This window comes from Flavicella sp., assembly GCF_029238425.1.
Classification (GTDB): Bacteria; Bacteroidota; Bacteroidia; order Flavobacteriales; family Flavobacteriaceae; genus Flavicella.
This window is the reverse complement of sequence record NZ_JAQWGB010000174.1, coordinates 18,262-32,533: the sequence shown is the minus strand read 5'-3', so window position 1 is coordinate 32,533 and position 14,272 is coordinate 18,262. Positions and strand designations below refer to the sequence as shown.

Genomic DNA, 14,272 nt, shown 5'->3' with positions numbered 1-14,272 from the left:
GATATTATGAAAATAAAATCTGAGAAAGCCAATAGATACGATTTACCTATCTATTATTTTGGACAAGTTTTAAGTACAAATTTTGACTATACAATAGCTAAAAATTTAAAGCCATTGGGTTCTAAAAACGGGTATCAACATTTGTTTTTGGAAGCAACTGGAGACTCACAAAACAAGAACAGTAAGTTTTCTTGGTTTCATAATCATAAATTCTATACGTTAACAACGGTTACAAAAAACAATGACAAACTTCTCTTCACCAGAATCGGAGCAAACGATCCCGATTTTAATTTGCGTAGAGACCCTTCTTTCATACTAAGAAGAGACAATGCAAAAAACACGACTTTCATTTCAGTTATAGAATCTCACGGAAACTACAGTCCTGTTACAGAGTCTGCTGTAAACTCTAAAAGTAATATTGACGAAATAGAAATCATTTTGGATTCTCAAAAATACTCTGTAATTTCAATATCAACAGTCAATGGGAAGACAAAATTATTTATAACTACCAATCAAAACACTGACAAAGAAACCATTCATACATTAAAAATCAACAATAACACCTATGAATGGTCTGGACCCTATTACTATAAATAATTAACCCAAATAAAATAAAGAATGAAAAGACTAAGTGAAAAATACATCCACACAAAAGAAATTGACTGGAAAGAACTTGGTGGTGGAGTATCTAGAAAATTTTTAGGATACGACAACCAAATCATGATGGTAAGAGTAAAGTTTGAAAAAGGTGCTTTAGGAGCTCCTCATCAACATTTTCATACACAAGCAACTTTCTGTGCTTCAGGTAAATTTGAATTTGAAATAGATGGTGAAAAGAAAATTGTAGAAGCAGGAGACGGTGTTTATATAGAGCCGAATTTATGGCATAGCGCAGTATGTTTGGAAGCAGGAGAACTTATCGATACGTTCAGTCCTGTTAGAGAAGATTTTTTAAGTGGAGATGGTGTTTCTTATTTTGGTGACAAAAACTAAATAAAGTAACAAGGTATTTAAAGAGCTATGAATTGCTTCATTTAAGAAAAAACCATACATAAGCATATAAATATGCTTTTATGTGTAATGAGTTTTAGCATTGACAAATAGTTTTTAGATAAATATTTGTTAATTTTTTTTGATTTAAGATTATATTATCATACATTTGGTAAACCAATTTGGTTTCCCACTTTGGAAAACCACGAACAACCAGCAATAAACAACTAATCTAAACCACTAATAAATGAACAAACCTTAACAAAAAAAAAGGATGGGTGCACGCCCATCCTCTTATTAGGACACTTCTTTGGAGGGAAGTAAATCCGATTACATGTTATCATTATACACAACAACATTTTGCAAAAATACAAAAAACATTTTGCAATGAGTCATTGTTATTGCGTAAAGTGAAAGATACTAGATCTACATCTTTTTAACAAAATAGTACCTAACGTACTAAACTAACTAACACTTTAAACATGAAAAAAACACTAAACTTTTGTAAAACAAAGCTGCTATTTACGGCATTTTTGTTAACCAACATCGCTTTAATCGCCCAGAGTAACCAGGAGATTTCAGGGAAAATTACCTCTTCAACTGACAACGCTCCAATACCAGGAGTTAATGTTATTGTTGTTGGAACTTCAAATGGTACTACCACAGACTTCGATGGTAATTATCAAATCAACGCACCAGAAGGAAGTAAAATATCATTTTCTTTTTTAGGATTCGTTACGAAAACGATTTCGGTATCTAATCAAACCACCTTAAACATTTCATTAGAAGAAGATTCTAACGAATTAGACGAGGTTGTGGTTGTAGGATATGGTGCTAGAAAAAAGAGCGACATTACAGGATCTGTATCTTCAGTAAAATCTGAAGAATTAAATGCATTCCCAGTAGCAGACGCATCACAAGCACTACAAGGTAGAGCAGCGGGAGTTGTTGTACAATCTAATAATGGTGGTGAGCCAGGTGCACCTATTAGTATTAAGATTAGAGGTAATACTTCAATCTCTGCTAGTAGTTCTCCTCTTGTGGTTGTAGATGGTTTCGTTGGAGGTACAATGCCTCAAGCAGCGGACATCCAATCTATGGAAGTATTAAAGGATGCATCTGCAACAGCTATTTATGGATCTAGAGGATCTAATGGTGTAATTTTAGTTACTACGAAAAAAGGTAGACAAGGTAAAATTACTGTTGAATTAAACAGTTCTTATTCTGTACAAAACACTGCTAATAAATTAGATTTATTGAATGCTGAAGATTTTGTAACATACCAACAACAAATCAGAACTAACAACGGTAACAATACTCCTTATAACGACAGTGGATTTGACACTGACTGGCAAGATTTAATTTATAGAACTGGTAATACACAAAACCATACATTATCTTTTTCTGGTGGAACAGCTAAATCTAACTTCTACGCTTCAGGAAATTACTACAAACAAGATGGTGTCTTGATCAACTCTGGTTTTGAAAAAGCAACATTCTTAAGTAACCTTGATGCTCAGGTTACTAGTAAATTAAAATTAGGTTTGAATCTTTACGGAAGTAAGTCAACTAAGAAAGGTGTTGCAACTCAATCTACTGGTGCCAATGGTGTTGGTGGTGGTGGTGATGATGCAATTTCATTAGCTATGAGATTTGACCCTACTAAAGACATTACAGATACAGACGGAAATTTTTCAACAAATGATCAAATTGGTGACCCAGTTGATAATCCATATGCGGTAGCGTCGCAAAGAACTGACAATACTAAAGAAGATGAATTTAGAGCAAATGCATACTTAGAGTATGAAATTATTGAAGATCTTACTTTCAAAACTACATTTGGTTTAAGTACAAGAAACACAATGCAAGGAATCTATGTTCCATCTACGTTGATTGTTTCTGCTTCGGCTGTAAGTGGTAGAGCAAGTGTTGAGAACTGGAAACGTTCCACAGCATTAACTGAGAACTACTTAACTTATAATAAAGAAATTGGTAAAGGTAAACTTACTGCGTTAGCAGGTTTCTCTTACCAAAGAAATTTAACAGAACGTTCATTAGCACAAGGAACAGGGTTCATTTCTGATTCATTCTTATACTACGGATTGGAAAGTTCTACAGGGTTTTTACAACCTGAATCTCAATATACTGAAGTAGAAATCCAATCGGTATTTGGAAGGTTAAACTATGATTTGAACGATAAGTATTTAATTACGGCAACAGTAAGACGTGATGGTGCATCTAACTTCTCTGAGAACTATAAATATGCAACGTTCCCTTCTGCAGCTTTAGGATGGAAAATTTCTAATGAAGAGTTCTTAAAAGAAAACAAAACTATATCTAACTTAAAGTTAAGAGCTAGTTATGGTTTAACTGGTAACCCATCTATTGCCGCATACCAATCATTAGCATTGTTATCTACATTATATGCTTCTAGTGAAGGTGAAACTGTTCCAGCAGTTACTGCTGAACAACCAGCAAACGAAAACTTGAAATGGGAGACTTCTTACCAAACTAATATCGGTGTAGATTTCGGATTCTTAAACAACAATATTAACTTATCTGTTGACTACTATACAATCGACACAAAAGATTTGATTTTACCTAATTCTGGTATCCCGGCATACGCAGGATACTTAAATGATGAAATTCTTGGAAACTTAGGTGAGATCAATAACTCAGGTTTTGAAATTTCTATCAACACAAGAAATATTTCTAATGAAAACTTTAGATGGACAACAGATTTTAATATCTCTGCTAACAAAAGTAAGGTATTGAAATTAGTTAATGATGCAGATTTCTTTGATGACGGAACTCCAAGTTACTTTAGTCATGACAGAAGTACTATAATGAGAGTAGGTGAAGAAGTTGGATTATTCTGGGGACTTGAATATGCAGGTGTGAAAAATGGAGCTACTCCTGATGGAATGGCAGGTAGAACAGGTACCACTGTTGACGGTGATCCTTTATTTGTTGACATTGATGGAGATGGTGCTATTACTGATGAAGACAGAACAATTATCGGTAACCCTAATGCAGATTTTAACTGGGGTTTCACAAACAATTTCGTATATAAAGATTTTGATTTGAATATCTTTTTCCAAGGTTCTTCAGGTGGTGAAATCATGAACTTAACAAACGTACAGTTAACGAACGGTGACTCTAACACTACACAAGATTATTTCAACAATGCTTGGACTCCAACAAATACAAACACAGATCAACCACGTGTTGGAAACAATAGTAACAGAGAAATTTCTTCTCGTTTCGTAGAAGATGGAAGTTATATTAGATTGAAAAATATAGCATTAGGATACAACCTACCAAGAAATGTATACGAAAAAATTGGTATTGAAAATATTAGATTAGCTGTAAGTGCGCAGAACCTATTGACATTTACTAAATATTCAGGATTAGATCCTGAGGTAAACTTCTTTGGTTCAGCAGGAAACAACAACCAGTCCACAAACACTGTTAATGGATTTGATTTTGGAAATTATCCAACGGTAAAATCTGTTACATTTAGCCTAAACTTGAAATTTTAATAACCGTTTAAAACACATTAGATATGAAAAAATATAAATATATATTATTATTGGTTGGATTATCAATAGTAGGGTGTACTGACTTGGTTGAAAAACCTTTAGGGACACTAGCTCCTGATGGATTCTTTCAAACATCTCAAGATCTACAAACAGCAATTGAGGGATCTAAGACTGCTGCAATTAATGAGAAATTCTGGGGTAGAAAACTTTCTATCGCCTTGATGTTGCGTTCAGATATGGTAAATCTTCAATCTACACAAGAAAGAAGAGTTGAAATGGATCAACTTACAACATTACCCACTAATGGAATGATATCTGAATATTGGATAAAAAGTTACCAGGGAATTACAGCAGCAAACTTTGCTATTAAAGGTGCTGAATCATTAACAGATGCGAACAAAGACGAAGTAGTTGCTCAAGCATACTTTATGAGAGCTTTTTACTATTTTCATTTAGTAAGACAGTTTGGAGCAATCCCATATTTAACAGAACCTGTTAGTGATATTGATGCTGCCTTGACAATCTCTAGCACACCTGCTAGTGATGTATATGCTGGAATTATTTCAGATTTAGAATTCGCTGAAGCTAATTTACCAGCTACAACAAACGCGGCTTCGATTCCTTCAGCGGGAGCAGCTTCTTCATACTTAGCTTTAGTATATTTAACAAGAGCCGGAAACACTCCAAATTCTCCAGACTTCACAACTGCATTGACATATGCTCAAAAAGTTATCAATTTAGGAAATTATTCTTTGGATACAAACTTCCAAAACTTGTTTAATGCAGACGCAATTGATGCCTCTCCAGAACCAATTTTCGCACTTGACTACAACGGTGTTGAAGCATCTGATAATGCTTATGATCAAATTGCGCCAATGGCTGGTATTAGAGGAGATGATAGAAATGATGGTGGTGGATGGTCTGTAGCAGTGCCTACAGAAGATGTATTCGCATCTTTCGATCCATTAGATTATAGAACTGAAGTAAGTTTTGACCAAGAAGCAAATATTGGTGGTGTATTAGTTGATTACAATAACTTTACTATTAGTGGACATGAGCATGCAAGAAACACTCCTTACATTGCTAAATATGCACGTTACCCTGGTTTCTTTGCCCGTGGTAGTGGTAGAGCAACAAGCCATAACTATTCTATGATGCGTTATGCTGAGTTGTTATTAATTGCGGCTGAAGCAGCAGTTGAAACAGGAGATGCAGGAACTGCAACTGGATATGTTAACCAAGTGAGAGCAAGAGCTAGGTTAGGTGGAGATTACAAAACTGGAGCAGACGTACCAATGACTTTTGCCCCAAGTACAGTACCTGCTGACCTTGCAACAGTTACTGTTGATGATGTAATTGAAGAACGTAGAATTGAACTAGCTTTTGAATGTAAAAGATGGTATACAATTGCAAGAAGACAATTAGGAGATCAAGTATTCTCTGCTTCAGGTTACGAAGGAGCCAAAGTAGGATGGGATGCAACTGTAGATTATCTTATGCCAATTCCTAACACAGAAATTGAGGCCAATCCTAATCTATCTCAAAACCCATACTAATCTAAAATAAAATTCAAAAATCTTGGACTCTTTAACAGGGTCCAAGTTCAAACATCTCTCATATAATTTGTTTGATTCATAGCAATTTAAGTTAGTTTCATTAGAACACGGGTCCGCATAAGATCCGTGTTTTTTATTTAAACATTTACAAGCATGAAAATTCAATCATCACATATTATTCTTTTTGGAATTCTAAGTTCTTTCTTCAATAGTTTCAGTCAAGAAATCCCTTTAGAAAAATTAAATGTAGACCTTAGTCCTAATCAAAGTCTATATTCCAAAATTTTACTAGAAAACGAGATCAAAGGAATCATCGTAAAACAATTTTCAATTACCAATAAAACTTTGGAGGAGCAATTAGATGGTGGTTCTAAATTCGTTTATCTATTTGTAAAAGGGACAGGAATCGTATCGATTAAAGAAAACACTTATCCTGTTGTACCTGAATCCATTCTTTTACCAAATGCTTTTAAAAACCTAAGCATTCAACCAACAAAAAATGACACCTTACATTTTCTAAGAATAGAGAGCAAATTAACAGAACAAGATATTCTAGATCTTGAAGCATTTCCCACAAAAAACATTGACAAAGTATACTTTAAAAAATTCACAGATTGTGAGGCCTATACGGAACCCATTAAAAGTCCAAATACCGTTAGCAGAACTATACTTCCAAACAAATACATCCCAAGAATTGCTATGGGTACAGTGCAAACAACTGGTCCTGATAAAGTCGGTGCTCATGAACACGGAATGTTAGAACAACTTTTTCTAGGCTTGAATAAAAATAATGTAACCGTTTTTGCAGATGACGCTCGCATAAAATTCCCTGAATATTCATTATTACATATCCCACTTGGATCTAATCACTCCGTTACTGTCGACAAAAATGAAACTATGTATTATGTATGGATGGATTTTTTTAGAGATAAAAAAGGAGAAGTCTGGTTAGAGACTCATAACACTCTATCAGAATAGAAAACAACCTGTCAAAAACTCACCACCCTTTGAATTTCTAACTTTTTGAAAGAAACCAAGAATGATAATTCACAAATTATTCTTATCTTTTTATAGAAATGCACATTCAAAACTATATTTTTTTGTTAAAATATTTTTTTTTACAGTCATAATACCTTATTTTTGGTAAACCAAATTGGTTTTCCAGTTTGGACAACCAAAAAAAACCAATATATTATGCCTAAAACCATTCCCTTTTCCAATTAACTTTTTTACTCCTAGAACAATTTCTTATCGAAAATAAGAAACAATGTTGTTGTTCTTTTTAAAAAGAAAAAATTAAAAACACAATAACCTTAGCAATGCAACAGTGTTGTGCTTATTAAACTAACAATTTAAACATGAAAAAATCAATAAAAAATCTTAAAACAAAACTAGTGCTCTCAGTAGTTCTGTTGCTTAACGTTGCGTTATTCGCACAAGAAAACACCATCACAGGGACGGTGCTATCCGCAACTGACAATGTGCCTATTCCTGGTATCAATGTAGTCGTAGTTAAATCTAATAGAGGGGTAACAACGGATTTTGACGGTGCTTTCGAAATTCAAGCAAAAAGTGGTGACGTCCTACAATTTTCATATGTAGGATATGTATCACAAACCGTAATTATCGACGATCAAACAACTTTAAATATCGTATTGCAAGAAGATGTTTCTGCATTAGATGAAGTTGTAGTTATAGGATATGGTACTCAGAAAAAATCACACTTAACAGGGGCTATTTCTCAAGTTAAAAACGAAACATTGGACGAAATCGCAGTCACAAGGGTTGATGATGCCTTGATTGGACAAGTTTCCGGTGTAAACATTCAAGCTACTGATGGAGAAGCGGGTGCAGCTCCAACCATTACTATTAGAGGTACTGGATCTATGGCGGGTGACTCTACTCCTCTTATTGTTGTAGATGGAATCATTGTTGATTCTGATTTTTTAGGATCTTTAAATATGAACGACGTAGAATCTTTTGAAATTCTTAAAGATGCTGCTTCTTCTTCTATATTTGGTTCTAAAGGTTCAAATGGTATTATCATGATTACTATGAAATCTGGAATCGATGGTAAAACAAGAATCAACTACTCTACTTATACAGGTATTAAAACTGGAAGAAAAAGTGAAGCGTACGGACAAACTGTTGCTAGTTGGGCTAAAAAGCAACAAGACTTAGGTCTTGAAATTTCTGACTATACAAAATTTGGTTTATCAACTGGTACCGACAGAAGCTGGCAAGATGTATTTATTGGAAGTGGTGCTATTACCAATCATTCTCTTTCTATTAGAGGAGGAAATGATAAAGTAAAATATGCCTCAAGTTTGAACTATTCTAATGATGAAGGTGTTTTATTGTTAGACAACTATGAAAAATTCGGAGCAAGATTAAAAGTTGATTTTAAAATCAATAAAAAATTATCTGCTGGAATGAATTTCTCACCAAGTTATACGGTTAGAAAAAGATTCTCTGAAAACATTCATAATGTTGCCAGACATATGCCTTGGTTGCCAATCTACCACACAGAACATACTTTAAATTATATCGATCCTAATGGTTCATTCTCAGATGTGCAAGTAGGTGATTATGCTCAAATGCGTCATTTTGAATTCACTGATTTAGATGGAGATGGTATTTACGAAGAAGAATTGACTAGTAACCTAGGAAATTCAAGTAACCAGAATCCTTATGCAAGGGTTACAGAAAGAGAAAGAACAGATAATAAATTCAAATTATTCAGTAATGTGTATGGTCAATACAAAATTATGGATGGTTTGAAATTCAAATCTTCTTTATCTGTTTCTTTACAAGACACGCAACGTAAAGATTATTTAGGAACTTTAGCTCGTAGAGAGACTACGGATGCTTATATCGATGAAATTACTCAAAGAGACCAATACTTTATTTTTGACAACTTTTTAAACTATAATAAAATCTTTGGAAAACACGATTTTGGAATTACTTTGGGTAACTCAATTGAGAAAAGAGATTATTTCTATACTTCAATTAGAGGAATTGGAATTGTGAATGACAAAATTCAACAACTTTCAAATGCTCCAATTGCTTCAAACGCTCAAGGTTTTGAATGGACAAAAAGAGGGGTTTCTTTTATCTCTAGATTCAACTACGCTTACAATAATAAATACTTAGTAAGTTTAAGTGTAAGAAGAGACGGTAGTTCAATTTTTGGTTCTAAATACAAATACGGTAATTTCCCTGCAGCCTCTATTGGATGGAATATCGATCAAGAAGACTTTTTAGAAGATACAGATGTAATTTCTAGATTGAAGTTCAGAGCAAGTTACGGTGTAACAGGAAATGATAGATTAAATACTGGTAGTGTTGATCCGGATGCGCAAGGAAGTACTTCTCAACTTAGTACAGGAAACATTTTGGTAGACTACTACCCTAGCTTGAACTTAGTTTCTAATGTGAGTTATGCTTCAGAAGGAAAAATTCAATCTGGTTATTCTCCAGTAAATATTGGAAACCCAGAATTAAGATGGGAACGTCTAATTGAAATTAACCCTGGAGTTGATTTTGGACTTTTTAATAATAGAATTACTGGTTCTATTGACTGGTACCAAAGAACAAGTGACCAATTGTTATTAAACAATCCTATCTCAGCAACATCAGGATATTCTAATTCATTAGCCAACATTGGAAAAGTTAAGAATCAAGGATGGGAATTTGAATTAAGAACAAAAAATATTAGAACTGAAAAATTCTCTTGGAATTCAACAGTTTTATTAACAACAAATGAAAATACCTTAGTAGATTTTGCCGCTTCAAATGGTCAAATTACTACAATTGACAACAAAAGGCCAACGGAATGGATCAACACAGAAGGATTGCCTATTTCTTCATTCTACGGTTATGTAGTGGATAGAGAGGTTCCTCTTGACGAGTTCAGCTCAACAAACTTCTTTAGACATGTAGGTCAAGAAACTGGAGTTGTATATGTGAAAGATTTAAACGGTGATGGTGTTTTAGATGAAGAAGATAAAACAGAATTGGGAGATCCTTATCCAAAATTCATCTGGAGTTTTTCAAATGAATTCAACTATGGAAACGTAAGTTTTGCTTTTATGTTCCAAGGAAGTCATGGAGCTGAAGTAAGAAATATTGCAGATCAATACATGTTCAACCATACAGCATTTGACCAAATTAAAAATACGGTTGACAGTGAATTTATTGTCGAGAAAATTTACACAAATAGCATCATTCAAGATGCATCGTACATTGCCCTTAGAAATATCAATATAGGTTACAACTTGCCACAAGGTGTATTATCTAAATTAGACGGAATTTCTAATATTAAAGTATATGCAACGGGTCAAAACCTTCTATATTTTACAGCTGACAACTACACAGGTTGGAATCCAGAGGCTCTAGACAAAACGAGTCCTACTCAATACGGATACCAACGTGGTGGATCACCAATAACTAGCACAGTTTCTTTAGGAGTTAATATTGATTTTTAAAAAAAATAAATAATGAGATATTCAAAATATATAACAATCGTATTTTTAAGTATTCTACTTAATTCATGCTCGGATTTTCTTAATCCAGATCCGGATTCTGCTATTAAGACAGAAGACTTTTACCAAACACCTGAGGAATTAGAATTGGGATTAATCGCAATCTACGACGCTCTTCAAGGAGTAAACACAAATCAATTAAACGACAACAGAGGTGTTCAGGTTGAATTTTACGTAACAGAAATGTTATCTGACAACAGTAACACACGTTCTCCTGATGCGAATGATTCGGCGGATGCGGGTCAATTCGAAAATTTTTCTGTAAGAGCGAACAACGGGATCTCTGCAAATTACTACTCTAGTATGTATAGAGTTATCTATTTAGCAAACGTTGTTTTGGATGCTATGAAAACCCTAGAGCCAGAAGCTTCTTTCGAGAAAATTGAATCAGAAGCTAGATTTTTAAGAGCTTATGCTTATTTCAATCTTATCCGTATGTATGGAGAGGATGTTGAAAACTTAGGTTTACCATTAGTAGATCACGTATTGACAGAAGATGAAAAAGCGATTCAATTTACCAGAGTTTCAGAAAACAAGATTTACGATTTTATTATCGCAGATTTTGTAAAAGCAACGGAAGGTTTAGATGATACTTTTAAATCAAGAGCTTCAAAAAGTGCTGCTCATGCCATGTTAGCAAAAGTTTATATGACTTTAGATAACCCTGATTATGCAGAAGCATTGGTTCATTTAGATCAAGTAGCTACCAGTTATGTATTGTTAGACATCTATGCAGATGTATTTGATCCAACTAATGAATTGAATGACGAAATTATTTTTGCAATTGGATTTGAAGACGATACTGCAAACGACAGTCAAAACTATTCTGCTGAATTCGCTGCTACTGGTAACTCAAGTGGACTAAACTATCTAACTACAGATTTACATGCCAAATTAACAAACTTTGGAGGTACTAACCGTGGTTTATTCGACATCGATAGCGACGATACTGAGGATAAATATCAAACAGCAAAACATTATACAAATAGTGCAGATGACGAACAAGCTGGAACAGATTTTATCGTATTGAGATATGCTGATGTTGTAATGATGTACGCCGAAGCTAATATGGCTGGAACGGATGTCGTAACCATTTCTGGAACTTGGGGTGACAACTATAATAAATTGAGAACTAGAGCTGGTTTAACTGCTGTAACTACCGTTACTAAAGACGAACTAATTGCCGAAAGACGATTTGAATTCTTTTCTGAAAACCAAAGAATGTTTGACTTAAAACGTTTTGGAGTTGCAACTGAAATTTTATCAGCATTTGCAGAAGCAAATGGATATAACTTCAACGCTTTTGATGCTACCTTACCAATCCCTTTAAGAGAAATTAACTTAAGTCCATTGAACACAAATGGAGAACCAGCGTTGATTCAAAACATTAACTGGAGGTAGATTTATTTCTAACAGTTTACGTATAATTTTAATTTCAAAAAAATGAAAAACTTACAAAATATTAAAATGAGAGTATTGAGAAAACTACCAGCAGTAGCTTTATCAATTGTAGCTTTATCAGCTGCCTCTTGTGACTTTTCTTATGACTTAGCAGGAGAAAACTCTAAAGAAGATAAGACGCCTCCTACAGCCTTTTTTGGGGCAGTAACGGGTGAAGGGGACCAATGGAACAAAGCTTCCTTTGCAAACGAATCTATCAGTGCAAGTTCTTATGTATGGGATTTTGGAGATGGAAGTGAGCCTTCGACAGATTTTGAACCAAGCGAACATTCTTATCCTCCTATAACAGCAAGTTACGATGTTACTTTATCTGTTTCAGACAACAATGGTTTGACGGATGTTTATACAAATTCAGTTTCTATTATTGATAATGGAGAACCTTTAGGAGACTTGAATTTATTTTTTGATCTGATCAATACTGGAGATGCTGGAGAACCTGTAACGATTGCAGGATTTTCTTCATATCAAGTTGAAAAAGACGCTTTCCCAGAAAATACTTTGGATAAAAACGGAGGAACACTTTGGACGGCGCAAGATGGAGATATTTTAGATGGAGATTACAGATCAGATGGTGAATATGTTATTTATGACTTAAGTACGATCACTGACCTAAGAGTAATTCAATTTACAACCAACGTAAAATCTGACTCATATGGTTACCAATTCTGGGTATCTAATACGGGAACCGAAGAAGGAGACTTCACAAAAATCATCCCAGAATCTGGAGATATTATGCTTTCAGAAGCTGCAAGTTCTGAGTTCCAAGTTAAAATATTTAGTACACCTGTGAATGCTAGATATGTAAAACTTGTTGGTTTTGGTAGATTCGATGAAACTGCTAGTACGCGTAAAAGTGCTTGGATGAGTTTTTCTCAAATTGAATTTTTTAAAGATAAAGAATAAGATAGATTATGATGACTGAAACAATTAAAACAACAAAAATGAAAGGAATTCTTGCTTTTTCTTTTCTAGTATCATTAGCACTTCTTTTCTCTTGTACTGAAGAAATTGAAGGAGAAGACACTATAGTAATACCACCCTCACCTATCGCTGCATTTACAGAGGTAGTTGATGTAACGGATTATAGAACTTATATTTTTACAGATAGATCTACCAATGCATCAACATACGCTTGGGATTTTGGTGAAGGTAGTAGTTCAACGGATGCGGAGCCAACACATTCTTTTGCACAAGCGGGATCATACAACGTGCTTCTTACTGTATCAAATGGATCTGAAACTACAGATACCGTTGAAAAAACTATTGTGGTGACAAACCCTGAAGCTCCTGTGGTTGGATTTACATTCCTTGAAGATCCAAATGACTGGCAGGTATTTACATTTACAAACACCTCTACAAATGCAGTTAGTTATTCATGGGATTTTGGAGACAATACCACTTCTACCGAAGAATCTCCTACAAAAACATTTGCAACTGAAGGAGACTTTATTGTAACATTAACAGCTACCAACGATTCTGGAGATTCATCAGAGTTAGAGCAAACAGTTTCAGTTGTAGATCCAAATTCTACGGTAACACCAACATTCAAAGCTATCGTTCAAAACGGTACTGGAGACGATCATTTAACAGGTAGTACAAGTGATAATGCTGATGCCTGGGATATGACACCAAACAGCACCGTTATTGATGATGTATTGGGTGAAATTCCAAGTCCTTACAAAGCATTATGGAGCAACTCAGATTTAAACTCTTATATCGATGCTACTTACTGTACAAATGAACAACCAGGTTCAACAAGTGATGGTTCTTATGTAAATGGTTCTAAAACTAGAGCTATTAAAATCTATCAAGCATGTAGACGTCTTTACCAAAAATTAGCTGTTGAAGCTGGTGTGGAATACACATTCACAATAGACTCAAGATCTGAAGTGGAAGGAATTAATTCTGATGTTTATATTTTGAATACAGATATAACTACGGAAGTAGGTATTGAGAACTTTGCGGATAAACATTTCGCAATCACAAATGATTTCAATTCATCTAAAGGATCTGCTTCAGATAATACGTTTACAACAAATACTTTTACCTTCATTCCAACTACAGACTGGATTGTGATCTACATAAAAGCGCCATTGTCAGTTGATAGTAGTACAGAAGTATTTTATGATAACATAGATATTATTACTCCGGGGTTTGAATAATTTCATCTCTCCTAGAA

General features: G+C 34.3%; 8 protein-coding genes and 1 pseudogene. All 9 read left to right on the top strand.

What is annotated here, in order from left to right:
- Positions 1–597, top strand: a pseudogene (locus P8H68_RS12140) (heparinase); the annotation flags it as partial.
- Between the two features lie 21 nt (positions 598–618).
- Positions 619–993 (top strand): cupin domain-containing protein, encoded by a 375-nt coding sequence (locus tag P8H68_RS12135; protein ID WP_300325531.1) that lies wholly within the window; start codon positions 619–621, stop codon positions 991–993.
- A 479-nt stretch (positions 994–1,472) separates the two neighbouring features.
- Entirely contained in the window at positions 1,473–4,532 is a 3,060-nt protein-coding gene (locus P8H68_RS12130; protein ID WP_300325528.1) for a TonB-dependent receptor, read from the top strand.
- Positions 4,533–4,555: 23 nt separating this feature from the next.
- Positions 4,556–6,088 carry a RagB/SusD family nutrient uptake outer membrane protein gene (locus P8H68_RS12125; RefSeq protein ID WP_300325525.1) on the top strand — a complete coding sequence of 511 codons (1,533 nt, stop codon included), beginning with the start codon at positions 4,556–4,558 and terminating at the stop codon, positions 6,086–6,088.
- A gap of 153 nt (positions 6,089–6,241) precedes the next feature.
- A complete protein-coding gene (locus P8H68_RS12120) occupies positions 6,242–7,066 on the top strand; it encodes a hypothetical protein (protein ID WP_300325522.1) in 825 nt (274 codons plus the stop codon).
- Between the two features lie 380 nt (positions 7,067–7,446).
- Positions 7,447–10,575, top strand: coding sequence for a TonB-dependent receptor (locus P8H68_RS12115; protein ID WP_300325519.1), 3,129 nt, complete (start codon positions 7,447–7,449; stop codon positions 10,573–10,575).
- 12 nt (positions 10,576–10,587) lie between these two features.
- Positions 10,588–12,033, top strand: a complete 1,446-nt coding sequence (locus P8H68_RS12110; protein ID WP_300325516.1) for a RagB/SusD family nutrient uptake outer membrane protein — start codon at positions 10,588–10,590, stop codon at positions 12,031–12,033.
- Between the two features lie 42 nt (positions 12,034–12,075).
- Positions 12,076–12,996, top strand: coding sequence for a PKD domain-containing protein (locus P8H68_RS12105; RefSeq protein ID WP_300325513.1), 921 nt, complete (start codon positions 12,076–12,078; stop codon positions 12,994–12,996).
- A 38-nt stretch (positions 12,997–13,034) separates the two neighbouring features.
- Positions 13,035–14,255, top strand: coding sequence for a PKD domain-containing protein (locus tag P8H68_RS12100; protein ID WP_300325510.1), 1,221 nt, complete (start codon positions 13,035–13,037; stop codon positions 14,253–14,255).
- The last annotated feature ends 17 nt before the right edge of the window (positions 14,256–14,272 follow it).

What these genes read in the sequence shown, in the direction of transcription:
- P8H68_RS12135 (WP_300325531.1), top strand. Translation starts at nt 619, where the DNA reads ATGAAAAGACTAAGTGAAAAATACATCCACACAAAAGAAATTGACTGG.
- P8H68_RS12130 (WP_300325528.1), top strand. Translation starts at nt 1,473, where the DNA reads ATGAAAAAAACACTAAACTTTTGTAAAACAAAGCTGCTATTTACGGCA.
- P8H68_RS12125 (WP_300325525.1), top strand. Translation starts at nt 4,556, where the DNA reads ATGAAAAAATATAAATATATATTATTATTGGTTGGATTATCAATAGTA.
- P8H68_RS12120 (WP_300325522.1), top strand. Translation starts at nt 6,242, where the DNA reads ATGAAAATTCAATCATCACATATTATTCTTTTTGGAATTCTAAGTTCT.
- P8H68_RS12115 (WP_300325519.1), top strand. Translation starts at nt 7,447, where the DNA reads ATGAAAAAATCAATAAAAAATCTTAAAACAAAACTAGTGCTCTCAGTA.
- P8H68_RS12110 (WP_300325516.1), top strand. Translation starts at nt 10,588, where the DNA reads ATGAGATATTCAAAATATATAACAATCGTATTTTTAAGTATTCTACTT.
- P8H68_RS12105 (WP_300325513.1), top strand. Translation starts at nt 12,076, where the DNA reads ATGAAAAACTTACAAAATATTAAAATGAGAGTATTGAGAAAACTACCA.
- P8H68_RS12100 (WP_300325510.1), top strand. Translation starts at nt 13,035, where the DNA reads ATGAAAGGAATTCTTGCTTTTTCTTTTCTAGTATCATTAGCACTTCTT.